General features: G+C 59.0%; 22 protein-coding genes and 2 tRNA genes. 15 read left to right on the forward strand and 9 right to left on the reverse strand.

Annotated elements, in window-relative coordinates:
• The first annotated feature begins 34 nt into the window (after positions 1–34).
• From FDG13_RS03660 to FDG13_RS03670, 3 genes are all read left to right on the forward strand, one after another.
• Positions 35–988 carry a TAXI family TRAP transporter solute-binding subunit gene (locus tag FDG13_RS03660; protein ID WP_180125463.1) on the forward strand — a complete coding sequence of 318 codons (954 nt, stop codon included), beginning with the start codon at positions 35–37 and terminating at the stop codon, positions 986–988.
• Between the two features lie 134 nt (positions 989–1,122).
• Positions 1,123–3,153, forward strand: a complete 2,031-nt coding sequence (locus tag FDG13_RS03665) for a TRAP transporter permease (protein WP_180125464.1) — start codon at positions 1,123–1,125, stop codon at positions 3,151–3,153.
• A gap of 28 nt (positions 3,154–3,181) precedes the next feature.
• Complete coding sequence (locus FDG13_RS03670; protein WP_180125465.1) at positions 3,182–3,607, forward strand: DUF1850 domain-containing protein; 426 nt, start codon at positions 3,182–3,184, stop codon at positions 3,605–3,607.
• Between the two features lie 11 nt (positions 3,608–3,618).
• Here FDG13_RS03670 and FDG13_RS03675 read toward each other — a convergent pair whose 3' ends face one another.
• The 6 genes from FDG13_RS03675 to FDG13_RS03700 all read right to left on the reverse strand — a co-directional run bounded on the left by FDG13_RS03675 (position 3,619) and on the right by FDG13_RS03700 (position 9,441).
• A complete protein-coding gene (locus tag FDG13_RS03675; protein ID WP_180125466.1) occupies positions 3,619–4,317 on the reverse strand; it encodes an HPP family protein in 699 nt (232 codons plus the stop codon).
• Between the two features lie 122 nt (positions 4,318–4,439).
• A complete protein-coding gene (gene hemW / locus FDG13_RS03680; RefSeq protein ID WP_180125467.1) occupies positions 4,440–5,678 on the reverse strand; it encodes a radical SAM family heme chaperone HemW in 1,239 nt (412 codons plus the stop codon).
• A 447-nt stretch (positions 5,679–6,125) separates the two neighbouring features.
• The gene (gene rdgB, locus FDG13_RS03685; RefSeq protein ID WP_180125468.1) at positions 6,126–6,725 is read right to left on the reverse strand and encodes an RdgB/HAM1 family non-canonical purine NTP pyrophosphatase; all 600 of its coding nucleotides are present in this window, start codon (positions 6,723–6,725) and stop codon (positions 6,126–6,128) included.
• A gap of 50 nt (positions 6,726–6,775) precedes the next feature.
• Positions 6,776–7,498 carry a ribonuclease PH gene (gene rph / locus FDG13_RS03690; RefSeq protein ID WP_180125469.1) on the reverse strand — a complete coding sequence of 241 codons (723 nt, stop codon included), beginning with the start codon at positions 7,496–7,498 and terminating at the stop codon, positions 6,776–6,778.
• 24 nt (positions 7,499–7,522) lie between these two features.
• On the reverse strand, positions 7,523–8,437 hold the full coding sequence (locus tag FDG13_RS03695; protein ID WP_180125470.1) for a PP2C family serine/threonine-protein phosphatase: 915 nt from the start codon (positions 8,435–8,437) through the stop codon (positions 7,523–7,525).
• Entirely contained in the window at positions 8,434–9,441 is a 1,008-nt protein-coding gene (locus FDG13_RS03700) for a serine/threonine-protein kinase (protein ID WP_180125471.1), read from the reverse strand. Before FDG13_RS03700 ends, FDG13_RS03695 begins: the two co-directional genes overlap by 4 nt.
• A gap of 77 nt (positions 9,442–9,518) precedes the next feature.
• Between FDG13_RS03700 and FDG13_RS03705 the strand changes: the two genes are divergently transcribed.
• From FDG13_RS03705 to FDG13_RS03750, 10 genes are all read left to right on the forward strand, one after another.
• On the forward strand, positions 9,519–10,436 hold the full coding sequence (locus tag FDG13_RS03705; protein WP_180125472.1) for a YicC/YloC family endoribonuclease: 918 nt from the start codon (positions 9,519–9,521) through the stop codon (positions 10,434–10,436).
• A 6-nt stretch (positions 10,437–10,442) separates the two neighbouring features.
• The gene (gene gmk / locus FDG13_RS03710; protein WP_180125473.1) at positions 10,443–11,063 is read left to right on the forward strand and encodes a guanylate kinase; all 621 of its coding nucleotides are present in this window, start codon (positions 10,443–10,445) and stop codon (positions 11,061–11,063) included.
• A 26-nt stretch (positions 11,064–11,089) separates the two neighbouring features.
• Positions 11,090–11,293, forward strand: a complete 204-nt coding sequence (rpoZ, locus tag FDG13_RS03715; protein ID WP_180125474.1) for a DNA-directed RNA polymerase subunit omega — start codon at positions 11,090–11,092, stop codon at positions 11,291–11,293.
• A 92-nt stretch (positions 11,294–11,385) separates the two neighbouring features.
• Positions 11,386–13,671 (forward strand): bifunctional (p)ppGpp synthetase/guanosine-3',5'-bis(diphosphate) 3'-pyrophosphohydrolase, encoded by a 2,286-nt coding sequence (locus tag FDG13_RS03720; RefSeq protein WP_180125475.1) that lies wholly within the window; start codon positions 11,386–11,388, stop codon positions 13,669–13,671.
• Between the two features lie 424 nt (positions 13,672–14,095).
• Positions 14,096–14,593 (forward strand): helix-turn-helix transcriptional regulator, encoded by a 498-nt coding sequence (locus tag FDG13_RS03725; protein ID WP_180125476.1) that lies wholly within the window; start codon positions 14,096–14,098, stop codon positions 14,591–14,593.
• A gap of 89 nt (positions 14,594–14,682) precedes the next feature.
• Complete coding sequence (locus FDG13_RS03730; RefSeq protein ID WP_180125477.1) at positions 14,683–15,438, forward strand: helix-turn-helix transcriptional regulator; 756 nt, start codon at positions 14,683–14,685, stop codon at positions 15,436–15,438.
• A 946-nt stretch (positions 15,439–16,384) separates the two neighbouring features.
• Positions 16,385–17,617 carry a phage/plasmid replication protein, II/X family gene (locus FDG13_RS03735; protein WP_180125478.1) on the forward strand — a complete coding sequence of 411 codons (1,233 nt, stop codon included), beginning with the start codon at positions 16,385–16,387 and terminating at the stop codon, positions 17,615–17,617.
• Positions 17,618–17,639: 22 nt separating this feature from the next.
• Positions 17,640–17,945 carry a hypothetical protein gene (locus tag FDG13_RS03740; protein ID WP_180125479.1) on the forward strand — a complete coding sequence of 102 codons (306 nt, stop codon included), beginning with the start codon at positions 17,640–17,642 and terminating at the stop codon, positions 17,943–17,945.
• A 120-nt stretch (positions 17,946–18,065) separates the two neighbouring features.
• The gene (locus FDG13_RS03745) at positions 18,066–18,515 is read left to right on the forward strand and encodes a hypothetical protein (RefSeq protein WP_180125480.1); all 450 of its coding nucleotides are present in this window, start codon (positions 18,066–18,068) and stop codon (positions 18,513–18,515) included.
• A gap of 248 nt (positions 18,516–18,763) precedes the next feature.
• Positions 18,764–19,858, forward strand: a complete 1,095-nt coding sequence (locus tag FDG13_RS03750) for a tyrosine-type recombinase/integrase (RefSeq protein ID WP_180125481.1) — start codon at positions 18,764–18,766, stop codon at positions 19,856–19,858.
• A 93-nt stretch (positions 19,859–19,951) separates the two neighbouring features.
• Here the strand turns inward: FDG13_RS03750 and FDG13_RS03755 are convergent.
• The 3 genes from FDG13_RS03755 to hrcA form a co-directional block, all read right to left on the reverse strand.
• Positions 19,952–20,028, reverse strand: a tRNA-Arg gene (locus FDG13_RS03755).
• 26 nt (positions 20,029–20,054) lie between these two features.
• Positions 20,055–20,131, reverse strand: a tRNA-Ile gene (locus FDG13_RS03760).
• Between the two features lie 23 nt (positions 20,132–20,154).
• Positions 20,155–21,159 (reverse strand): heat-inducible transcriptional repressor HrcA, encoded by a 1,005-nt coding sequence (gene hrcA / locus FDG13_RS03765; RefSeq protein WP_180125482.1) that lies wholly within the window; start codon positions 21,157–21,159, stop codon positions 20,155–20,157.
• A gap of 145 nt (positions 21,160–21,304) precedes the next feature.
• On the opposite strand from hrcA, the gene FDG13_RS03770 reads away from it, so the two are divergent.
• Positions 21,305–22,207: an NAD kinase gene (locus tag FDG13_RS03770; RefSeq protein ID WP_180125483.1), complete on the forward strand. Its 903-nt coding sequence runs from the start codon at positions 21,305–21,307 to the stop codon at positions 22,205–22,207.
• Entirely contained in the window at positions 22,204–23,856 is a 1,653-nt protein-coding gene (gene recN, locus FDG13_RS03775; protein ID WP_180125484.1) for a DNA repair protein RecN, read from the forward strand. The genes FDG13_RS03770 and recN overlap by 4 nt, the downstream gene beginning before the upstream one ends.

Raw genomic sequence — 23,856 nt, forward strand, 5'->3', positions numbered from 1 at the left:
ATAATGGCCGTTTTGCCTTTCAGGAGAACTGTCCATGCGATTCTTGAAAACCCTGTGCCTGCTCGTTGGCCTGATGGCCGCTGCCTCCAACCACGCGCTGGCGCAGCAGCAGTTTGTCAACGTGCTCACCGGTGGCCAGAGTGGCGTGTATTACCCGTTGGGCGTGGCACTGTCGCAGATCTACGCCAAAGCCATCCCCAATGCCCGCGCCACCGCGCAGGTCACCAAGGCCTCGGCAGAAAACCTGAATTTGCTGCAGGCAGGTCGCGGTGAACTAGGCTTCAGCCTGGGCGACTCGGTCTCTGACGCCTGGAAAGGCGACGAAGAGGCCGGCTTCAAAACCAAGCTCGACAAACTGCGTGGCTTGTCGGCCACCTACAACAATTACATCCAGATCGTGGCCAATGCCGACTCCGGCATCAAGACGCTGGCTGACCTCAAAGGCAAACGCATCTCGGTAGGGGCTGCCAAATCGGGCACCGAGCTCAACGCCCGCGCGATTCTCAAAGCGGCTGGCCTGAGTTATGCCGACCTGGGCAAGGTGGAGTACCTGCCTTTTGGTGAATCGGTCGAGCTGATGAAAAACCGCCAGCTCGATGCCACCCTGCAGTCCGCCGGCCTGGGGGTCGCCTCCATCCGTGACCTGGCCACGTCGATCAAGATCACGGTGATCCCGGTGCCCGCCGAGGTGGTCACCAAGGTGGGTGATGCGGCCTACCAGCCTGCTCTCATTCCCGCCAACACCTACACCGGCCAGACCACCGATGTGGCGACCGCCGCCATCCCCAACTTTTTGGTCACCCACGCCGGTGTGTCAAATGAGCTGGCCTACCAGATGACCAAGAGCCTCTACGACAACCTGGACACCCTGTACGCGGCCCACAACGCGGCCAAGGCCATCAAACCTGAGAACGCGGCCAAAGGCATGCCCATTCCGCTGCACCCGGGTGCCGAGAAGTATTACCGCGAAGTTGGCTTGTTGAAATGAGGTTTGAGCGGGCTCTGCATGCCCGCGCGCGCGGGCTGCTCTGCAAGTGGATCCTCTGGTCAGCATGCCTTTGTCTTTGAGGGTCACATCAGCCCAGCGCCGGGTTCAGGCCGCTTGAGGCTTCATTGCTTTATATGACAAATTCAACTCCAGCCGCAGATAAACAAGGGCCAACAGCTATTTTCTGGATAGCACTGGCCTTCTCCAGCTTCCAGCTCATCACAGCGGCTTTCAGCCCACTCACCAGCCAGGTGGTGCGCACGGTGCATGTGGGCTTTGTGCTGCTGCTGATCTTCACCCTGTACCCGCCATGGGAAGACCATGCGCGACTGGGCGGCTTGGGCAAGGTGCTGGGCTGGGTTCTGGGCGGCACTGGTTTTGTGTTCAGCCTGTACCACTGGTGGTATGAGGCCGACCTGACCCAGCGCGCCGGTGAGCTGATTCCCGCCGACTGGGTGGTGGGTGTGGTGACGGTGGCCCTGGTGTTTGAGGCAGCACGGCGTGTCATGGGCTGGGGCTTGCCGATCATCTGCGGCATTTTTTTGCTCTACGGCCTGTTCGGTGAACATCTGCCCGGCGCCCTGGCACACCGTGGCTTCGGGCTGGACCAGATTGTGGGCGCCCTGGGGTTTGGCACCGAAGGCATCTACGGCACACCCACCTATGTGTCGTCGAGTTACATCTTTTTGTTCATCCTGTTTGGCGCGTTTCTGGAACAGGCCGGCATGATCACCCTGTTCACCGACTTTGCCATGGGCACCGTGGGCCACACCCGTGGTGGCCCGGCCAAGGTGAGCGTGATCTCCAGCGGACTGATGGGCACCATCAACGGCTCTGGTGTCGCCAATGTGGTTACCACCGGGCAGTTCACCATTCCGCTGATGAAACGTTTTGGCTACAGCCCGGCCTTTGCGGGTGGGGTGGAGGCCACCGCCAGCATGGGTGGGCAGATCATGCCGCCAGTGATGGGGGCGGTGGCCTTCATCATGGCCGAAACCATCGATGTGCCGTATGTGGCCATCGTGCAGGCGGCACTGATCCCGGCCATGTTGTACTTTGCCACCGCGTTCTGGATGGTGCATCTGGAGGCGGGCCGCAAGGGCCTGCTGGGCCTGCCCAAAAGCGAATGCCCCGACCCCTGGGCGGCGTTGCGCATCCGCTGGTATTTGCTGCTGCCACTGATCGGGTTGGTGCTGCTGCTGTTTTCCGGCTACACACCGCTGTTTTCCGGCACCGTGGGCCTGGCACTCACTGTGGTGCTGATCTTTGGTGCGGCGGTGATGACCGGTGTACACGGGCGGGCGCTGCGCGCTCTGTTCTGGGTGCTGCTGGGGCTGGCCTGCGCGGGCTTTTTCCAGTTTGGTGTGGGCACTTTTTTTGGGGTGGTGGCGGTGTTGGTGGCCATCAGCTACATCCGGCAGGTTGGCGCCGACACCCGCAAAGTGGCGTTACAGGCCATGGTGGACGGTGCCCGCCACGCGCTGCCGGTGGCGGTGGCCTGCGCGCTGGTGGGGGTGATCATCAGCATGATCAACCTGACCGGTGTGGCCGCCGAGCTGGGCGGGCGCATCATCAGTGTGGGTGAGAGCAGCCTGTTTCTGGCGCTGTTTCTCACCATGCTGATCTGCCTGGTGCTGGGCATGGGCATCCCGACGATTCCCAACTACATCATCACCAGTTCACTGGCCGCGCCGGTGCTGCTCAAGCTGGGGGTGCCGCTGCTGGTATCACACATGTTTGTGTTTTACTTTGGCATCATGGCTGACCTGACGCCCCCGGTGGCACTGGCGGCGTTTGCGGCAGCACCGATTGCGCATACCAGTGGCCTGAAGATCAGCATCCAAGCGGTGCGCATCGCCGTAGCGGGTTTCATCGTGCCATTCATGGCGGTCTACAGCCCGGCGCTGATGTTGCAAAGTGGCGACTGGGCCGACACAGCGTATGTGGTGTTCAAGGCACTGGTGGCCATTGGCATGTGGGGCGCCGGTGCGATTGGTTTCCTGATCACCCGGCTGAACTGGTTTGAGCGCGTTTATGCCGTGGTGGCGGCCAGCTTTCTGGTGGTGGCGCTGCCGCTCACTGATGAAATCGGCTTTGGCGCGGTGGCGGTTTTTGTGGCATGGCATGTGTGGCGCAGCCGCAGCGCCAGGACGTCCCCGGCCTGAGTCGGTCATCAGGCACGCGGGCGGCAACATGGCGGCTTGGGTTCTGGGGATCTGCTTCACACTCGCCAGCAGTAGTGGCCAAGCCCCGCCGGTGTTTGTGGCCACAGAGCGTTTCACCCTGGCCTGGACCCACTCGATTGAAAAGCAGCGCTGGGAAGAAGATTACGCGGTTCTCCCCGGCAGTGCACCCGACCAGCCACCGGTGCTGCGGGCATTACAGGCGCGGATCAAAGGCTCTGGCGCCGGCATGGAGCCACCGCCCGATGCGGTGCTACAAAACGGCTGGTACATCTACACACCCACAACAACCACGGTGCCCGAGCTGCTGCTGACACGCTCCGAGTTCACGCCAGACTACGACTGGTGTCTGGCCAGGCGCTGCCAACCACTCTCAAATGTCATAGCTAGTGACGCAGGTGTGACAAGGGCTAAGCCCTGTTTTGGCATGCAATAACCGGGGGAGAATCAGCCCCACAAGTCCAGCGGCGGGTCGGTCACCACCGCACGCAGGATGTCCGAGCGCGAGATAAAACCCGCCACCAGCCCCTGCTCGTCCACCACCGGCAGGCCTGGCAAACCGGTATCGAGCAGCACCCGCGCCACCCGGCGGATGTCCGAGTCAGGAGCCACACTGGGCACCGGTGTGACCATGATGTCCTTGACGTTTTGCAGCATCAGCGCCCGCCAGGCCAGCGCGTGGCTGTCGGGTGAGGGCAGGCGTTCGGGGTTGAGCAAATCAGCCCGGGTCAGCAGCCCCACCAGGTGGTTGTTGGCATCCACCACCGGCGCCTGGCCAACACCTTTTTCACTCAATATCTGCCAAGCTTGCAAGACCGTGGCGCTGTCTTTGAGGATGATGATGCTCTGACTCATCAGGTCACTGACCCGGGTCAAGAGCTGGCGCGTGGTGCTGCCGTCGCGGGTCTCGGTGTAGGCCGACAGTGCAGCGCGGCGGCTGTCCTCCCAACCGGCGTTGCGACCCTCGGCTTTGTTAGCCGCCGACTCGACAAACGCGCCCGATGACTCGGCCAGCCGATCCCGCCCCTCTTGCTCGGTCGGCAGCAGGCTGCGGCTGCGCGTGAGCGCACCCACACCGCCCACCTGGCGCAACTGCTCCAGACTGCCGCGAAACAAACGCCCTTGCATGCCGTAGACCGAAAACATGGTGTGTGCTTCTCCAAAACTGCTGCCCTGCGACTGACCCCGCCCAAGGCTGTGGCCCAGCGGCCATTGTGTCTGTTATCGACGCTATAACGCCCTGACTTGACCGACGGCCAGACAGCGCCTCAGGTTTTGGGCAAAAACAGCGCCTGCAGGTCGTTCAAAAAGTCAAAACCACGGGTCGTGGGCCGGGCGTGGGCCAGGTCGCTGTCCATCAGGCCCCGCGCTTGGGCTTCCTGTAAGGCAGCGGTGATCGCGTTGAGGGGCAAGCCGGTGCGCTCGGCAAATAGAGGCAGCGCAAAACCGTCAGCCAGGCGCAGCGCGTTGAGCATGAACTCAAACGGCAACTCAGCACGTTTGACCTCGTTCTCCTGAGCGATGGCGCTGCCCGCAAGCGCTTGCGCCATGTAACGCGCCGGGTCACGCAGGCGCACTTGGCGCAGCACGCGGTGGGCAAAACTGAGCTTGCTGTGGGCACCGGCGCCAATACCCAGGTAGTCACCAAACTGCCAGTAGTTCAGGTTGTGGGCACAACGGTGGCCAGGCCGGGCGTAGGCCGACACCTCGTAACGCTGCAGGCCAGCCGGGCCGGTCAGCTCGGAGATCAAGTCCAGCATGTCGGCCGCCAGATCGTCGTCCACGGCGGCGGGCGGGTGTTTGGCAAAAAAGGTGTTGGGCTCGATCGTCAGGTGGTAGATCGACAGATGTGGCGGCGCAAACGACAGCGCGGTGGCCACATCGGTGCGCAAATCATCGAGCGTCTGACCCGGCAAGGCGTACATCAGGTCCAGGTTGAAGGTATCAAAGTTAAGAGCAGCTTCCTCAAGCGCAGCAAGGGCCTGAGCCCGATTGTGCACACGGCCCAGGATGGAGAGGTAGCTGTCGTTGAAACTCTGCACCCCGACCGACAGGCGGGTGACACCGGCGGCGCGGAAGGCTTTGAAGCGGTCTTTCTCAAAGGTGCCAGGATTGGCCTCCAAGGTGATCTCGGCGTCTGCCGCGAGTCTGAGGCGGGCACGAATGCCCGCAATCAACTGGTCAATCGCTTGCGGTGAAAACAGGCTGGGGGTACCGCCACCAATAAAAACGGTTTGCACACTGCGGCCCCAAATCAGCGGCAGCGCGGCCTCCAGATCGGCCATCAGCGCGTTGAGGTAATCCTGCTCGGGCAGGTCAGCTGCACGCTGTTCGTGCGAATTGAAGTCGCAGTACGGGCACTTCTTGAGGCACCAGGGCAGGTGCACATACAGCGAGAGCGGCGGCAAGCTGCCCAGTTGCAGCGTGCCCGGGCGCATGTAGTGCTGGATGTCGTGCGGCTGCACCGGCTGCTCGGGGCTGCCTGGCTCGGAATGGATGGGGATCATCTGTTCAGTGGATATGTTTCAGGGCACGGTCAGGATGCGCTTGTGGTGCTTGAGGTTGTTGTACTTGGTCTGTGTTACTTGAGCTGTGGTAAGCCCCGCGCGGCAGCCGCAGGGGGCGCCCGCCTCATACTGGGGTACCAGAAATCGGCGGTCGACCCCTGCAACTGCCACGCGATTCTGTCGGAACGCCAGCATTGGAAGTCCAAAAGCAGAATGCAGGATGGGTGATGACTTCATAGCCTTGTTTGCTGAGTAGCCAAGCGCTTGACTTGGTGAGCGTCCAGCGAGGCGGGGACTTTGGGCGGCTGACGATTTCTGGTACCCCAGTATGAGGAAGCCGCCCAAAGGCTCCGACTCGCGGGTTGCACCAACGAAGTAGGCCAACAGTGGCAGTCTGGTGCCTCGTGCCCCTGGACTACCAAACAAAGCTCGTCGCGTCCGCACCACTCACAACCAGCGCTCACGCATCAGCGCCACCATCGCGGCGGCAGAGCGGCCGCGATGGCTGTGGGCGTTTTTCACCTCGGTGGGCAACTGGGCAAAGGTCTGGCCAAACGCGGGGATAAACATCACCGGGTCAAAGCCAAAACCGTTGGAGCCCAGCCGCTCGCGCGCAATCTCGCCCACGACACGGCCCACCGCCACCAGCGGTTCCGGGTCTTCGGGGCTGCGCACCGCCACCAGGGTGCTGACCATGGCAGCACGGCGATTCTCTATACCCGCCATCTGCTCCAGCAACGCGCGCACATTGTTGTCGTCACTCTTGGGGTAACCAAACTGGGTCGCGTAATAGGCAGTCTGCACGCCGGGCAGACCGCCAAAAGCATCCACACACAAACCGGCGTCATCCGCCACGGCGGGCAGGCCGCTGTGCGCAGCCGCGTGGCGTGCCTTGGTCAGCGCGTTCTCAATAAAGGTGTGATACGGCTCGGGAGCCTCGGGGATACCCAAGCTGCCCTGGGTGATGAGCTCGAACCCAAGCGGCGCAAACATGGCCTGCAATTCAGCCAGCTTGCCGGGGTTGTTGGATGCCAAAACAATTTTCATATAAAAATTGGTATCTAGCCCTTATAAATAAAGGGCTTACAGCTATCAAATTAATAAGAAGCGATTTGCAACTGGATCAGCTCACGAATGCCTTTGTCGGCCAGCGCCAACAACGCGTCCATCTCGGCACGGGTGAAGGCGGCGCCCTCGGCGGTGCCCTGCACTTCCACATAGTGGCCAGCGCCAGTCATCACCACATTCATGTCGGTGTCGCAGGCCGAGTCTTCCACATACTCCAGATCCAGCAGCGGTGTGCCCTGCACAATGCCGACCGAAATGGCCGCCACTGGGTTAAGGATCGGTGACTGCGTGATCTTGCCCTGTTCCACGAGCCAGTGCACAGCGTCCTGCGCGGCGACAAACGCACCGGTGATAGCCGCCGTGCGGGTACCCCCGTCGGCCTGGATCACGTCGCAATCGAGGTGGATGGTGCGCTCGCCCAAGAGCTTGAGATCAAACACGCTGCGCAAGGCGCGGCCAATCAGGCGCTGGATCTCTTGCGTGCGACCTGACTGTTTGCCACGGGCGGCCTCGCGGTCGCTGCGGGTGTGGGTAGCGCGCGGCAACATGCCGTATTCGGCGGTCACCCAGCCTTCGCCGCTGCCTTTCTTGTGGCCCGGCACTTTTTCCTCGACCGAGGCGGTGCACAACACCTGGGTGTTGCCAAAGGCAATCAACACCGAGCCCTCAGCATGCATGGTGTAGTGGCGGGTGATGGTCACCGGGCGCAGGGCGTCGACGGCGCGCGCGCCTGAACGTGAAAAGTCAGTCATGGCAGAACCTTGTGAAACAAAAAATCAGGCTTTTTTCAGGGCCGAGCGGCGAATCGCCGCGTTGATCTCGGCAATCGAGCGCTCAATCGCCTCGTCATCCAGATCGTCGGTGGCCGGATCCAACCAACCGGCCTGCACGGTCGAAGCAAACACACCATCCAGAATCGAGTCGGTGGTGATCGAGCCCCGGGTGGACGGCAGCTCGTCAGGGGTTTCCCAGGCCAGCGCCAGACAGGTCACATTGTCGGACGTGGGGCCAGCCAGCCGCAGCGCTTGTTCCACCAGGTCGGGCACCGCCACATCGACCGGTTTGTGCAGCAGCTCGGACACCAGGGTGGGCTCGGGCACCGCAGACCACAGGCCGTCTGAGCACAACATGATGCGGTCGCCCAACTGCAGGTTCACCGGTCCCTCCACCGCAAACAGCGGTTTGGTGGGTGAACCCAGGCAGGTGAACAACACATGGCGGTTGGCAGCGGCGTCGGTCCGCAGCGTGGCGGGTTTGATCAGGTCTTGCTCCAGCAACGAGTGGTCGCGCGTGCGTGTCAGCAGCTCACCCCGACGCAGCAGGTAGAGCCGGGAGTCGCCACAGTGGGTCCAGGTCAAGGCGCCGTTCTGGATCACCGCCACCACAATCGTGCTGCGTGGTGCATCCAGCATGGCATGGTCCATGGCGTAACGCAGGATGTGCCGGTGCGCCGAGCGCACCGCGTCGTCCAGAAAACGGTTCACGTCAGCGAGTTCGGGCTTGGCTTCTTTCTGGAACAAGGCGGCAATGGCCTGGATCGCCAGCTGCGCCGCCACCTCCCCCTCAGGATGCCCACCCATGCCGTCGGCCAGCATAAAAATGGCGGCGCTGCTGGTGTAGCAATAACCCATGCGGTCTTCGTTCTTGTCGCGCCCACCTTTGCGGCTGACCTGGAAGACAGAGAATTTCATTTGGATTTTTTGCTCGGCTCGGTGGCCTTGAGCACGGTCTTTTTGGTGCCGGTCACCATGTTGTCAAACTGCAGGCGCACCTTCTCACCCACACTCAGGCGGGTGTAGCGCCGCTCACCGGGACTGTTGAGCTCTTTTTGCAAGGCAAAAACCGACTGCGGCCGGGTCAGCGGGTCCAGCGCCATACACCATTGCACCACCTCAATCAGGTTGTCGGAATACACGCCCTGCAAACGTTTCCAGGCGGCGGCCATCGGGTCGGTGTTGACGCGCTGCGGCGCCTCGTTGGGCGGATAACCCTGCATACAGGCGAACATGCAGGCGCCGATGGCGTAGATGTCGGTCCACGGGCCCATGGTGCTGTCGCGCCGGTACATCTCGGGCGCGGCAAAACCGGGCGTGTACATCGGGCGGATGAAGTTGCCCTCTTTGCTGAGCACCTCACGCGCCGCACCAAAGTCGATCAACACCGCCTTGTTGTCGTCGGTGATGAAGATGTTGGCCGGTTTGATGTCCAGATGCAGCATCTTGTGCTGGTGCACGATGCGCAGGCCGCGCAAGATCTCCTCGAACAGCGAGCGGATGGTGGACTCACGGAACACCTTGGGCTGCTTCAGATCACGCGCAGTGAGGATGAAGTCCTGCAGGCTAGCGCCCTCCAGGTAGTTCATCACCATGTAAACCGTGTCGTTTTCCCGGAAAAAATTCATCACGCTCACCACCGACGGGTGGGAGATCTGGGCCAGCGAGCGGCCTTCTTCGAAAAAACTCTTGAGCCCCAGGCGGTACAGCGACAGCTTTTCGGGCGCCACCTGCGGCGCCAGATCACCCGGGTCACGCGTGGTGAGCGAGGCTGGCAAGTATTCTTTGATGGCCACCTGCTGACCGTCGTTGTCGGTGGCCAGATAAACCACACCAAAACCACCCGCTGCCACCTTGCGAACGACCTGATAACCACCAATGAAGGTTCCGGGGGGCAGTGGGGAGGGTTTGACCTTGGACATCATTTTTTAATCAGGAAACCGCAAGCGGGGCAAGAACCGGGTTATTCTCAAAAGCACATTTTTTGAAGAGAACCGCAATGTCAGTTTACAGCATGACCGGTTACGCCAGTGCCCAGCATAACCCGGCCAAAGAGAGCGCCGAGGGCGATGGCAAAAGCAGCGCCACCAGCCGATTGGGCATCGAAATCCGGGCGGTCAACAGCCGCTTTCTCGACCTGTCTTTCCGCCTGCCCGAAGAGTTGCGCGCCTGCGAACCCGCCCTGCGCGAGAAGCTCAATGCCAAGCTCAAACGCGGCAAGGTGGAGCTGCGGGCGTCCATCGAGAGCACCAGCACCAGTGTGGTCACCGAGCCGTCGACCCGGCTGCTGCAACGCCTCAACGCCATTCAGGACCATGTCAAAGCCTGGCTGCCGTCGGCGCAGCCACTCAGCGTGGCCGAAGTCATCCGGCTGGCAGGAGACGAATCCCAGCCCGGCAAGGACTGGCAGGCCGAGACACTGCAACTGGCAGACGAGGTGCTCGACGCACTCATGGCCGCGCGCAAACGTGAAGGCACCCGGCTGGCAGCCATGTTGTTTGACCGCATCCAACAACTGCGTGCGCTGGCCGCCCAGGCCGAGCCGCTGATCCCGCTGCTGGTGACACAACAACGCCAACGTTTTCTGGACCGCTGGGCGCAGGCGATGGAACTCACCGACGGCCAGGCCAAATCCGAGATGGCCCAGGACCGGGCGCTGACCGAAGCCACCGCGTTTGCCATCCGCATCGACGTGGCCGAGGAGCTGACCCGACTGGCCTCTCATCTGGACGAGCTGGAGCGCCTGGTCAAAAAAGGTGGCGATATCGGCAAACGGCTGGACTTCCTGATCCAGGAATTACACCGCGAGGCCAACACACTGGGTTCCAAGTCGGCCGCGCTGGAACTGACCCACATTTCGGTGGATATGAAGGTGCTGATCGAGCAAATGCGCGAGCAGGTGCAAAACATAGAATAAGCGCCTATGGATTACCCCGGAAACCTCTTTGTTGTCGCCGCCCCCAGCGGGGCTGGCAAATCCAGCTTGGTCAAGGCCTTGCTGGAACTCGATTCCCATGTACAACCTTCGGTGTCACACACCACCCGCGCACCCCGCGGGCAGGAAAAACATGGGCGTGAGTATTTTTTTGTGCCAGACACCGAGTTTGATGCCATGGTGCAGGCCGACACCTTTGTCGAGTGGGCACATGTCCACAACCACCGCTACGGCACCTCCAAAAAAGCCATTGAAGAACGCATGAGCCAAGGCGCCGATGTGATTCTGGAGATTGACTTTCAAGGTGCGCTGCAGATCAAGAAGGTGTTTGCCAACGCCGTCACCATCTTTATCCTGCCACCCAGCTGGGATGAGTTGCGCTCGCGGCTGGAGCGGCGTGGTGAAGACACCCCTGCCGTGATTGAAGTCCGGCTGCAGAACGCGGCTTTGGAGATGGCGCAGGTCAACCAGTTTGACTTCGTTATAATCAACGAGTTGTTTGACCGGGCCGTGTTTGATCTCAAATCCATCGTCCACGCTCAACGACTCAAGTACCTGGCACAGCGCCGTGCCAGGGCTGAAACATTCAAAGCACTGCATATTTCTTAGTGCGCCCACCTGGTTTTGGAGAAGTCATGGCCCGTATCACTGTTGAAGACTGCCTGGTGCAGATTCCCAATCGCTTTCAGCTGGTGTTGGCTGCGTCCTACCGTGCCCGCATGCTGAGCCAAGGCCACACCGCCAAAGTCGAGAGCAAAAACAAACCGGGTGTGACCGCCCTGCGCGAAATTGCAGCAGGCAAGGTTGGCATCGAGATGTTGAAAAAAGTGCCGCTCTGAATTCACGCACACGCTGACATATCAAGCACCGCTCTGCGGTGCTTTTTTGTTTCATTTGTGCCATATGCTTGCACGCAGGCTATATTTCAGGGATGCGCACCCCCGTCCAACCAGTTTCCGTTGTCAACCCCACCCAACCCAAATCCGCCCCCAAGGCGCTTAGCTCGGCGGGCATGAATGCGGCTGCAGCCAGTCTGGCGAGCCTCACCAACAAACTGGACTATCTGAGCCCGGCCGATCTGGCCAGCGTGCGACAAGCCTACCGCTTTGCCGACGAAGCCCATCTGGGCCAACTGCGCAACAGCGGAGAGCCCTACATCACCCACCCCATCGCCGTGGCGGCCCAATGTGCCGAGTGGAAGCTGGACGCCCAGGCCTTGATGGCGGCCCTGTTGCACGATGCCATGGAAGACTGTGGCATCGCCAAGTCGGACCTGATTGAACGTTTTGGCACCTCGGTGGCGGAACTGGTCGATGGTTTGACCAAGCTGGAAAAACTGCACTTCAACACCCGCGAAGAGAACCAGGCCGAGTCGTTTCGAAAAATGCTGCTGGCCATGGCACGTGATGTGCGCGTCATCCTGATCAAGCTGGCTGACCGCACCCACAACATGCGCACCCTGTCAGATGCGCCACGCGAAAAGTGGGGGCGCATTGCCTCAGAAACGCTAGACATTTACGCCCCCATCGCCTACCGCCTCGGGTTAAACCAGACCTACCGCGAATTGCAGGACCTGTCCTTCAAGTACCTGAACCCCTGGCGACACAGCGTTTTGACCAAAGCAGTGGCCAAAGCGCGCGGCCGCCGCCGTGACCTGATTCAAAAGGTGCATGCCGACCTGGACAACACCTTCGCACAACACGACATGCCGGTGCGGATTGCCGGGCGCGAAAAAACCATCTTCTCCATCTACAAAAAGATGGAGGAAAAAAACCTCAGCTTTGCCCAGGTCACCGACATCTACGGTTTTCGCATCATCGTCCCGCATCTGGTTGACTGCTACACCGCTTTGGGTTTGCTGCATCAGCTCTACAAGCCGGTTCCGGGCAAGTTCAAAGACCACATTGCCATCAGCAAAATCAACGGTTACCAGTCGTTGCACACCACGCTGGTGGGTCCGTCTGGCATCAACGTTGAGTTTCAACTGCGCACCGAAGCGATGCACTTGGTGGCAGAAACCGGTGTAGCGGCGCATTGGCTGTACAAGGAAGCCGCCCACGACGACGTCAGTCAGAACGACCGCATGGGGTCCAAATGGCTGCAATCTCTACTGGACATCCAGGACGAAAACCGCGATGCCACAGAGTTCTGGGAACATGTCAAGGTTGACCTGTTTCCAGATGCGGTTTACGTGTTCACACCCAAAAGCCAGATCATGGCCATGCCGCGCGGTGCCACCGTGGTCGACTTTGCCTACGCCATCCACAGCAATGTGGGTGACCACACCCTGTCGGCCAAAATCAACAACGAACCCGTGACCTTGCGCACCGAAGTCAAGAACGGCGACGTGATTGAGGTCATCACCTCACCCGAAGCCACGCCCAACCCTGCCTGGCTAGGATTTGTCAGGACAGCGCGCGCACGTTCCAAGATACGCCAACACCTCAAGACCTTGGCCCAGACCGAGTCAGAGAGCCTCGGCGAAAAAATGCTGATCCAGGCCTTGCGTGCAGAAGGCATCGAGAATTTGCCCGACAACTCTGGCCTCAAAGCTGCTGTATGGGACAAGTTGTTGCGTTTCAGTGGTAACAGAACCCAAGCCGAACTGATGACAGACATTGGCCTGGGCAAACGCATCGCCAGCATCGTCGCAAAACGTCTGGCCATGTTGCTCGCTGACAGCGGTGAAAAGCCCGATGCCCTGCTGCTGACCAGGGAGCGTTTTGTGGCCGGCGAGAACATATCCCAAGGTAGTGTTTCCATTGATGGCAGCGAAAGCACTTCGGTGCGTTTTGCCCACTGTTGCCGCCCGATTCCTGGCGACAGCATTGTGGGTTACCTGGGTCGTGGTGAGGGGTTGACGATCCACACAGGCGACTGCCTAGTAGCCAAAAAACTTCACCACAAAGACAGCGAACGTTTTATCAGTGTGGAATGGTCCGATGAACCCATGCGGACCTTCGAGACGGGAATTGTGGTCACCGTCACCAATGGCAAAGGCGTGTTGGCCCGTGTCGCCAGCGCGCTGGCAGCCGGCGAAGCAGACATCACACAGGTGGACATGACCAATGAGTCGTCCCATGGGGTGATGGAGCTGAGGTTTGTCATTGCTGTCCGTGATTTGAGCCAGCTTGAAACCGTGTTCAAACATTTGCGCCGTACCGCTGCGGTTCTGAAAGTTCAGCGCTCTAAAAACACATCCCCCATCGCTGCATAAGCCGATTCGCCTGACACGCGAGTAGAAAAACTCCGTGGCTCCCATTGAGAAAATGACCAGTGACATCGTTTGTCCGGGTGACACATCACCCGGCATGTAACGTTAGGCCGCTCCATTGAGCTCAAAAACGAAAAAGCCCCAGAACATCTCTGTTCTAGGGCTTGTCGTTTGGTGCGGCTGGCAGGAATTGAACCCACGACCCCTTGGTTCGTAGCCTGCTGAATTTGAACCGTCTTATTACAAATCAATGACTTACGGACGCCCATCCATTTTGATTTGCAGAAAAATGCCTCTGAGCGATTTTTCAAGTTACGCAAAAGTCACGCGTTGATGATCAACCTGATGACGTGTATCCTAGGGGTGTTCATATTTGCAGTAGATATTTAGCGTGTCAAACCCTCACCTACCACCATTACCCGAAACCGTGTCATTCGGTGCTGAATTGATCAAGGCACGAAGCTTGACTGGTCTGACTCAGTCACAGCTCTCCGAGAAAAGCGGAGTTTCACTATCAGCGATCAAAGGGTACGAGACCGGTCGTACGCTTCCCGGCGCACGGGAACTTCGGGAGCTATGCCAGGCATTGAAAATCTCACCCAACATGCTTTTGTGGGGAACGGAAACCCCTTACGCACCAAGTAATGAGCAGTTGTTTAATGGGCTGGAAGATGAGGACAAGCGTATCAATCGTTTTAGGCTCGCTAGCTTGACTGCACTCCTTACCTTCACTGAACGCCAGGCGATTCAAACACTTGTTGAAGGCTTGGTAATCGCACGCCATGGAGAAAAGCGAGTGCGGGAGCTACTGACAGATTCAGAGGATGTCCTCTTGACAATGACTGGGCATATCGTTGAGGCACAAGCGGCACTCCAATCCGAAATAGAGCAAATGCGTGAACAAGTGAAGAACCAAAAAGGTTGATTAAAAAATAGTTTTACTTTTTTGGAAACTTTCAGTTATAGTTGACATTACAGCGATTTTGCTGTTTTGACAACCTAGAAAGATTCCAAATGACTATCGACTTTTCTGAACTTGCGCTGTCCCCTAACAAGTCCCGCGCTGCTCGTAACTTTCTCGGAATGAGCCAAGCTCAAACTGCAGAGCAATCGAACCTGCCAGGTCACAAGCTCAAACGCTTTGAGACCGGCAATTACGTCCCCGACAATCAGTTCCTCCAAGATTTGCGCGAGTTCTTTGAGGGTCAGGGCTACAACTTCAACGACGAAGACACACCCGGTGCAAAAGCCAAATCTCGCGGCGATGTATTCCCTGCTGGCATTGTCGGGAAAACTGGTGGTTCTCCAATGGAAACCGATGGTTCCACCTCGGAAAAACCTGGAAAACTGCAACGCCCACAAACTGCAAACCTGCAGTTCATGCGCATCACACCACTGCTCGAAAGCGACCAGGTTGACCGCGTTTTCGATTGCATCGAGGCCAACGAAGCCGCAGTCACCGCAGGCGCAGATCAGAAGATCAGTTGCGGATTCTTGAGCGACAGCCCCGACTCTGGAACGCAAGCCAAGGCCATTGCCATGATGCGCAGCTTGGCCGAAAACGGCGTTTTATATGCCCGGCTTATGGGCCGCGAGCTACTGCCAGTCAACCCGAGCACCGGCAGTTCAACCGCGAAAACTGTTGGTGATCTGATGTGCCTGGCAATGTCCGACATGCAGAGCGCCGTAATTGACGACGACAAAAAAGCACAAGCGCGCCGCAAGGGTCGCGCCGAACCCGTGGAGGTGTTGCAAGCGCTTGTTGGCTAAGGGGCTGCTGTGAGCCAATTTGTCCAACAGGCCAACAGCCCGCGACAAGTCGCGGCTGTGCATGGCTGCTTCAAGCCACTCGGGGACCTGTTCCCCGAGCTTCTGGAAGACATCTTGATCGCCCCACAGGGCCGCAGGATTGATGCCTTCCGGCCATCGCGTCCCGCTGCTGCTTTGACACGCTCAGGCGGTGGCATGCACCTTCGTGATAAACAGGCAGCGCTAGCGCACCAAGCGGCCACCCATGGCGGGGCGGCACAGGCCGCCGACCGGGGCACCCACGCGCACGAATGTGCAAGTGGGGGGGAGGGAACCCCGTCAGCTCACATGGTGGCGCACTTGGCTCTATGCCATCAGTTCCCGTTCGCAGCACCGCAGGCTGTCTGCCCGCCAATTTGAAGTTTGCGGTTGTCCTTCCAGATTTCTCACGCTCAGTTTTGCCGGCCGATCTGCACGTCAGACGCTTTGCGCAGGCCGTGACGTTTGACGCGTATTTGCGCGTCTGGTCAGCCGCCGGGTTTGACATTTCGTTTGACGGTCCACATTCCGCTTTCTTGACAAAGCGCACATCTCTTAACCATGCCAGCCTTTAACGCACGAGGTATTGAACATGCCATCACTTCATTTTCGATTTATCTCCAACTCGGACGAAGCGGCGTCTTTCCATGTTGACCAGGAAGGCGTTTTTCTCTACCTCTGGCCATTTGAATTGGCGTTGCTGTGGCCAGGAGTGCAGTCATGAACGCAGGCCGATTTGAGGCGGGTTTCCCATGGCGGCGACCGGCCATCCAACAAATTTCGCGAAACATGGTTCCAGCCACCGGCACCACCAGGCAGCGCACGCCATTTTCGCGGTCAAAAGATGGCGCATCACCTGCCCTGGAGCAGGCCCGGAAAACGGCTCGAATTTACCTCTTCACGGGCAGTAACACCCCGTATCAGTCTCATGAGTGAGATTCCATTCAACCAAGTGAAAACGCCCATGGGACTCGATACGGTCAGGCTCAAGTCACCCTATATGCACCGCTCCATCGTTGACCGAATCAAGGCCCAGGGCGAAAGCTACTGCCGAATGCAGAACGACACCGGCGAGATCGTCTGGGAGATCACCCGCACCAATCTGCGCGGCTCATTCGATTCGCGGATCATGGTCAAGCCTATGTATGAGGACTGCACAAAGTCAAAAAGCGGAAAACCCGAGTGGCACGTCAGCGACCCCTACCTGATCGTCGAATGCTCAGTCGCCAAGGCCATCAACGGCCAAAACGTCTATGGTGTGGTCGAAGACATGCAAGGGGCATGCGAACGCGTCAGAGCCCTGTTGCAGCAACTGCTAGGGGTCACATTGCCACCCGTGGCGAACTGGACGGTCCAGCGGGTTGACTGGGCTGAAAATTTTCAGTTGCCATACCAGGCCGTTCAAGAATTCTTCGAGGGCATCTATCACGTAGCCTTTCCACGCCGAAAGATGCAGAAGTACAGCAACGAGTCCATCTTCGTTCCGGGCACGACCACCACCATCAAGCTGTATCACAAGGGGCCAGAGTTCCAGAAGAACGACCGCAAGCGTCTTTTTCATGTGCTGCGAAGTGAGTACCAGCAAAACCGGCCCAATGGCGCGCCGGTTGAATGGGCAAACAACAAGGCATCACGCAGGCTCACAGCATTGCAGCGGCTGGCAAATAACCGGCTTCGGGCTGAAGTCGAATTGCACGCCGAAAAGCTGGATTACGACTTTGGCCACAAACCCAAGGTTCGCGAGATCACCACGGAGTACCTGCAAGCCGTTTTCGACAAGGAAATTCATCGTCTGCTGCGGGAAGGCAGTGGAGCCGTCCAGATCGTGCGCACCAGCATGGCCGTTCGAGACCGTCTCGATGCCCGCTTCACCCAGGAGCTGGCGGGACTACTGCACGGGTTCTGGCTGGGGCTGGCGACCCACGGCGAAGACGACATGAAAAAGCGCTTCACCCGGCCCACCTTTTACCGACGTCGCAAGCAGCTTGTCGATAGCGGTGTGTCCTGGCTGGCCACCGACATGCAACTTATTGAACGTCAGGGGCAAATGCTGCCTGCTGACTTCTCACCAGTTCGTGCAAACCCAAGGCGCTGCAAATGCCTGGTGCGCGAAGTCCCCGCGTTTAGTTACGAGCGCGGTTTACTCCAACTGGCCACATAAGGCCGAAATCCGAAAGACCATCATGAGCGAAACAGTCCTGATCCTCCGTGCCTCCAAATACGACTTTGTCAGCGACAAAGGCGAGACGATCAAAGGTTGCAATGTCCACTTTATCAATGACTACCAAGTAGAAACAGAAACAGCCGTGGGAGATGCCCCGATGAAGGTCGCCGCCAGTGAAGAAGTTTTCATGGAAGTCAAGAAAAACAAGGCGCCAGGCATCTATCAAATCAACACCCGCACCAAGCCGGGGAAGGACGGGCAAGCCACCGTTGTGGTGACACAGGCCAAATTCGTACAGGCCTTCACCTTGGCACAAGCACGATGAAAAAAGCGCTCAGGTGCTGACACACAAGAGCGCTCACCGATTCACAAAAACCATCCATGACCGGCTCCGGCAGCTTACCGCAAATGAGCAGCACCGGGGCCAATATCAAAAGAGTCAATCATGATCAAGGCTGAAAATTGCATTCGTGGGGCAACTATGTTCGGGGCTTTTGTTCATGAGTTGGGTGGCCCCAAATTGGTAGCAAAATTTCTGGACGTCACGGAGCGAACTGTGTGGCGTTGGCTCGCGGAAGAAAACGCTCCCCGTGCTGCAATTTTGGCGCTCTATTGGGAAACTCAATACGGGCGATCTCTGATCGACACTGACCAAGTCAACGAAATCAGACTTCTCTACCAGCGCATTCACATACTGACCGAGCAATATCAGTGCGCAAAAGATATCGTGACAGCCCTGCGAAAGCTCCAAACGGGCTCTGCAAACGAGGCCTACTTTGACCAACTTCCAGAGCTGAAGGAATGGCGTTTGAACACTTGGGGCGAACCGCTTGATGAAAGCAACACAGTTGCGCATGCTGATCGCGCCACACTGAAGCGACTCGCTTCAAGATAAAACCGCGGCCACTCTGGATTTGCCGTGACGCTGCAATTTCTCCCCCGCATCATTCGCCACCGCGACGCGTCAGCCTACCTCGGCATGGATCGCAATCGCTTTGACGAAGACGTGAGGCCCTTCCTGACTGAAATCCCTGTTGGTGATCGCGGCATTGGCTTTGATCGCCTGGAGCTGGATTCATGGGTTGAGGCGTATATTGCAGCTCGTGGGCGTCCGGGTCGCAACCGTGGAAAAGGAGAAAATTTATGCGAACCCGAACAAAAGGGATTCAGCTCGAAGGTACAGAGCGAATCATTGACAAGCAGTACCGGGGGGAGCGCATCTTCCAGCGGCTCGGCAACGTCTCACAAGACGCGGCTGAAGCGTGGCTCAGGGAGCGCCAGGCCCAGCTCGACATCGGTCGGCAGCAGCAACTTCGAGCAGGCTCTGATCGCTTGTGGGCAGATGGTGCGGCAAAGTACCTGACCGAGTGCCAGCAACGCAAAGTGCGAACGCTCGATCTGATTGGCTACCACGTCCGCATCTTGTTGCCCTACATCGGTTCCATGGCCATGCGCGATGTGTGCAATGAGGCAATGGAGTCGTTCAAAGATGAGCGGGTTGAAGATGGTGCAAAAAACGCCACGGTGAACCGTAGCCTTGAGGTGGTCAGGACGGTGATGAACCGAGCGGCAAGGGTATGGAGGGAGAACGGCAAACCATGGCTTTCAACGGCACCCCTGATCGAGATGTTGGACGAAACGCAGCAACGCCGACCACCCTACCCGCTTTCGTGGGAAGAACAGGCCAAGCTGGTTCCGGCATTGGCATCACACTTGCAGCGGCCGGTGCTGTTTGCTTTGAACACAGGCGCACGCGACAACAACGTGTGCGGTTTGCGGTGGAGCTGGGAAGTGAAGGTGAAGGAGCTAAAACGCAGTGTTTTTGTGATCCCGGCAGCAGAATTCAAAGGCCAGCGCGACCACGTGCTTATTTTGAATGATGCGGCTTGGAGCATCGTGGAGGCATGCCGTGGGCAGCATTCGGATTTTGTTTTTGTGTACGCTGCACCTGGTCACGAGCCGGGTCGCATTGGGACCATCAACAACACCGGCTGGCAAAACGCACGGGCAGCAGTTGGTTTGGCAAAAGTGCGCGTGCATGATCTGCGCCACACCTACGGCCAACGGCTACGCGATGCCGGGGTAAGTGAAGAAGATCGGGCGCTGTTGTTGGGCCATGCGATTGAAGGTATGCCCCAGCACTACGCCACGGCGACGGTCGCCAGACTGGTGGACGCTGCCAATAAAGTTGCATTCACCGTTGACCGGACAACCTTGCTGCGGGTGGTAAATGGTTGAATTGGGGGAAAGTTACGCAGAAAGTCACGCAAGTAGGTGGCGACTGCAAAAACGAAAAGGCCCTAGAACATCTCTGTTCTAGGGCTTGTCGTTTGGTGCGGCTGGCAGGAATTGAACCCACGACCCCTTGGTTCGTAGCCAAGTACTCTATCCAACTGAGCTACAGCCGCTAAGCTATCAATTATAGCCTAAAAATTGGTAGGGCGTCACAGACTTGAACTGTGGACCAAAGGATTATGAGTCCTCTGCTCTAACCAACTGAGCTAACGCCCCAACCGAACCGGCAATTGTAGGGGCTACTTGTGGTGGCTCAGCGCGTTGCTGACCAGTTTGGAGGTGATGTCCACAATTTGAATCATGCGGTCATAAGGCATGCGGGTGGGACCAACCACACCGAGGGTACCAACCACCTGGCCGTCAACCTCGTAGGGTGCGCTGACAATGGACAGGTCCTCAAATGGAATCACCTGGCTTTCGCCGCCAATGAAGATGCGCACACCCTCGGCGCGGCCAGTCACGTCCAGCAAACGCATCAACTGGGCTTTTTGCTCAAACAGGTCAAATGCACGGCGCAAATGGCCCATGTCGTTGGCAAAGTCGCTGACCGACAACAGGTTTCTCTCACCCGAAATAATCACCTCGTCTGCAGTTTCAGACAACACCTCGGAATTGGCTGCCACGGCGGCTGTCATCAGGCTGGCAATCTCTGCACGCAAGGACTCCACCTCGTTTTTCAGCCGTTCGCGCACCTGTTCGATGTCCAGGCCGATGTAGTTGGCATTCAGGAAATTGGCCGCCTCCACCAACTGTTGCTGCTCGTAGTCCACCTCGGTAAAGATCACCCGGTTTTGCACATCCCCTTCCGGCGAGACGATGATCACCAGCAAACGCCGCTCGGACAGCCGCAAAAATTCGATGTGCCGAAACACTGTGGTGCGCCGCGGCGCCACCACCACACCCACGAATTGGGACAGGCTGGAGAGCAGATTGGCCGCGTTGGAAATCACCTTTTGCGGCTGGTCATGGGCCAGGCTGTGTTCACCAAACGGATTGCGCTGGACCGTCAACATGGTGTCCACAAACAAGCGGTAGCCGCGCGCGGTGGGAATGCGCCCGGCGGAGGTGTGTGGGCTGACGATCAGACCCAAATCCTCCAGGTCAGACATCACGTTGCGAATGGTGGCGGGTGAGAGCTCCAGACCAGAGGCCTTGGACAAGGTGCGCGACCCCACCGGCTGGCCATCAGCGATGTAACGCTCAACCAGCGCTTTGAGTAATAACTTGGCACGGTCATCCAGCATGTGGTGATTTTACGGACATCTGAACTCGGGCAACCCGACTCAAATGTCTCTTCAAACCGGCGCGATGTTTGACACCCTTGAATGTATTGCCGCTATTTTCAAAGGCGACACAAAGCGGCCGGGTCTTTGATGTTGTAATTTGCAGATGGACTCCAAATTCAAGCTCGTTGCCCTGATCGGCAAATACCAGACCAGCGCTAGTGCCGCCGCCGTCTCCAGCGCGCGTGCTGCGCTGGAAGCGGTGGCCCATTTTCTGCACGACCAAGGCTGTGACGTGGTGCTGGAGGCAGATACCGCACGCAACATGGGCATGACGCGTTACCCCACGCTGACCGTGCCACAAATTGGCCAACAATGCGACCTGGGCCTGGTGGTGGGTGGTGACGGCACCATGCTGGGCATTGGCAGGCAATTGGCCGCATATGGTGTGCCGCTGATTGGTATCAACCAGGGCCGCCTGGGTTTCATCACCGACATCCGTTACGACAACTTTGCCGCGTGTCTGAGCGACATGTTGCGTGGTGAATATGTGGAAGACCACCGCAGCCTGATGAGCGGCCGGGTCATGCGTGACGGGCGCCGCGTCTACAACGCCACGGCACTCAACGATGTGGTGGTGAACCGTGGCGCCACCTCGGGCATGGTGGAGTTGCGCGTGGAAGTGGATGGCCATTTTGTCGCCAACCAGCGCGCCGATGGGCTGATCATTGCCACACCTACCGGGTCAACAGCGTATGCCTTGTCATCGGGCGGCCCCTTGCTGCATCCATCCATTCCCGGCTGGGTGATGGTACCGATTGCCCCACACACATTGTCAAATCGGCCGATAGTCCTTGCCAACACATCGCATATAGCTATTGAAATAGTAGCTGGCCGGGATGCCAGCGCGAGTTTTGACCAGCAATCTCTGGCGTCCCTGATGCATGGTGACCGGATTGAAGTCACCCGGTCCAACCACCATGTGCGGTTTTTGCATCCCAAGGGCTGGTCCTACTTTGATACCCTGCGCGAAAAACTGCATTGGAACGAAGGAGTAACCTCAACGTGAGCCTCAAACGCATCGTCTTGCGCGACTTTGTCATCGTCAGCGAACTTGACCTGGAACTGGCCAACGGCTTCACCGTGTTGACTGGTGAGACCGGCGCCGGCAAATCCATCCTGGTGGATGCCCTGCAACTCGTGACCGGCGGGCGCGCTGATGTCAGTGTGATCCGCGAAGGTGCGGCCCGCACCGACGTCAGTGCCGAATTCGAGGCCACAACCAGCGTGGCCAGCTGGCTGGACGAGGCAGGGTTCGAGCATGACAGCAGCCTGCTGCTGCGCCGCACCGTCGACACCCAGGGCAAAAGCCGCGCCTGGATCAACGGCAGCCCCGCCACCGCCACCCAGTTGCGCGCCTTGGGGGAACAGCTGCTTGACATTCACGGCCAACACGCCTGGCAAAGCCTGACGCGCCCGGAGTCGGTGCGTGGCCTGCTCGACGCCTATGCCAAGGTGGCCACCGATGTCGTGTCGGTGCAGTGGCAGCTGTGGCGCACCGCCCAGGACCAGCTGGCACAGGCCCGCGCCTCGCAGGACTCACTGCTCAACGAACGTGAGCGCTTGAGCTGGCAGATTGGTGAACTGGAAAAACTCGCCCCAGGCGCAGACGAATGGCCCGCGCTCAATGCCGAGCACGGCCGCCTCTCCAACGCCCAGGCCCTGCTGGACGCTGCGCAATCGGCCTTGCAGGCGCTCGATGAGGCCGACAACAGTGCCAGCAGCCTGACCGGCAGTGCATGTGACGAACTTCAAAAACAAGAGCACATAGAGCCCATATTCAAAGGGCTGAGTGAGGTTTTGGCATCAAGCCTGGCGCAGCTGGAGGATGTGGTGCATTCACTGCGTGCCTACCTGCGCAAAACCGAGCTGGACCCGGATCGACTCAGTGCGCTGGATGAACGCCTGGGGCTGTGGGTGGCATTGGCGCGCCGTTACAAGCGCAGCCCGGAGGAACTGGTGGACCTGTTGTCTGGCTGGAAAGCTCAGCTGCGTGCGCTGGACGCCGCGGCCGACCTGCAGGCGCTGGAGGGTGCGGTGGCCTCTGCCTGGCAAAGTTATCAGGTGGAGGCTGGCAAGGTAACCCGGGCTCGGCAAAAGTCAGCCCCCAAGCTGGCCCAAACCATCACCCAGGCGATGCAGGGGCTGGGCATGCAAGGTGGCCAGTTCGAAGTGGCCATCCAGCCTGCGAGCCAGCCTTTGATGACTGGGCTGGAAGACATCCAGTTCCTGGTGGCAGGACATGCCGGCAGCACCCCGCGCCCGGTCAACAAAGTGGCTTCGGGTGGTGAGTTGTCGCGCTTGGCGCTGGCCATTGCCGTCACCACCAGCCAACTGGGCACCGCCCAAACTCTGATTTTTGACGAGGTCGACGCCGGTGTCGGCGGTGCCGTGGCCGAAACCGTGGGCCGGCTGATGCGCCAGCTCGGGGTCGACCGGCAGGTACTGGCGGTGACCCATCTGCCGCAGGTGGCCGCTTGTGCCGACCAGCACCTGGTGGTCAGCAAACAACTGGCGGGCAGCGCCACCGTCAGCTCGGTCACCCCGGTCAAAGGCGAAGAGCGCGTCACCGAACTGGCCCGTATGCTGGGTGGTGAACGCATCCTGGCCAGCACCCTCAGCCATGCGCGCGACATGCTGCAAGTGCAGGGAGCCTGA

Source organism: Rhodoferax sp. BLA1, from assembly GCF_013416775.1.
Classification (GTDB): Bacteria; Pseudomonadota; Gammaproteobacteria; order Burkholderiales; family Burkholderiaceae_C; genus Rhodoferax.

Bases quoted from the DNA above. Each gene is read 5' to 3' on its own strand.
- FDG13_RS03700 (WP_180125471.1), bottom strand. From the start codon at position 9,441: ATGTCCAAGGTCAAACCCTCCCCACTGCCCCCCGGAACCTTCATTGGT.
- FDG13_RS03770 (WP_180125483.1), top strand. From the start codon at position 21,305: ATGGACTCCAAATTCAAGCTCGTTGCCCTGATCGGCAAATACCAGACC.
- FDG13_RS03670 (WP_180125465.1), top strand. From the start codon at position 3,182: ATGGCGGCTTGGGTTCTGGGGATCTGCTTCACACTCGCCAGCAGTAGT.
- FDG13_RS03720 (WP_180125475.1), top strand. From the start codon at position 11,386: ATGCGCACCCCCGTCCAACCAGTTTCCGTTGTCAACCCCACCCAACCC.
- FDG13_RS03660 (WP_180125463.1), top strand. From the start codon at position 35: ATGCGATTCTTGAAAACCCTGTGCCTGCTCGTTGGCCTGATGGCCGCT.
- FDG13_RS03745 (WP_180125480.1), top strand. From the start codon at position 18,066: ATGATCAAGGCTGAAAATTGCATTCGTGGGGCAACTATGTTCGGGGCT.
- FDG13_RS03730 (WP_180125477.1), top strand. From the start codon at position 14,683: ATGACTATCGACTTTTCTGAACTTGCGCTGTCCCCTAACAAGTCCCGC.
- FDG13_RS03665 (WP_180125464.1), top strand. From the start codon at position 1,123: ATGACAAATTCAACTCCAGCCGCAGATAAACAAGGGCCAACAGCTATT.
- rpoZ (WP_180125474.1), top strand. From the start codon at position 11,090: ATGGCCCGTATCACTGTTGAAGACTGCCTGGTGCAGATTCCCAATCGC.
- FDG13_RS03735 (WP_180125478.1), top strand. From the start codon at position 16,385: ATGAGTGAGATTCCATTCAACCAAGTGAAAACGCCCATGGGACTCGAT.
- hemW (WP_180125467.1), bottom strand. From the start codon at position 5,678: ATGATCCCCATCCATTCCGAGCCAGGCAGCCCCGAGCAGCCGGTGCAG.
- FDG13_RS03740 (WP_180125479.1), top strand. From the start codon at position 17,640: ATGAGCGAAACAGTCCTGATCCTCCGTGCCTCCAAATACGACTTTGTC.
- FDG13_RS03750 (WP_180125481.1), top strand. From the start codon at position 18,764: ATGCGAACCCGAACAAAAGGGATTCAGCTCGAAGGTACAGAGCGAATC.
- hrcA (WP_180125482.1), bottom strand. From the start codon at position 21,159: ATGCTGGATGACCGTGCCAAGTTATTACTCAAAGCGCTGGTTGAGCGT.
- gmk (WP_180125473.1), top strand. From the start codon at position 10,443: ATGGATTACCCCGGAAACCTCTTTGTTGTCGCCGCCCCCAGCGGGGCT.
- FDG13_RS03705 (WP_180125472.1), top strand. From the start codon at position 9,519: ATGTCAGTTTACAGCATGACCGGTTACGCCAGTGCCCAGCATAACCCG.
- rdgB (WP_180125468.1), bottom strand. From the start codon at position 6,725: ATGAAAATTGTTTTGGCATCCAACAACCCCGGCAAGCTGGCTGAATTG.
- FDG13_RS03695 (WP_180125470.1), bottom strand. From the start codon at position 8,437: ATGAAATTCTCTGTCTTCCAGGTCAGCCGCAAAGGTGGGCGCGACAAG.
- FDG13_RS03675 (WP_180125466.1), bottom strand. From the start codon at position 4,317: ATGTTTTCGGTCTACGGCATGCAAGGGCGTTTGTTTCGCGGCAGTCTG.
- rph (WP_180125469.1), bottom strand. From the start codon at position 7,498: ATGACTGACTTTTCACGTTCAGGCGCGCGCGCCGTCGACGCCCTGCGC.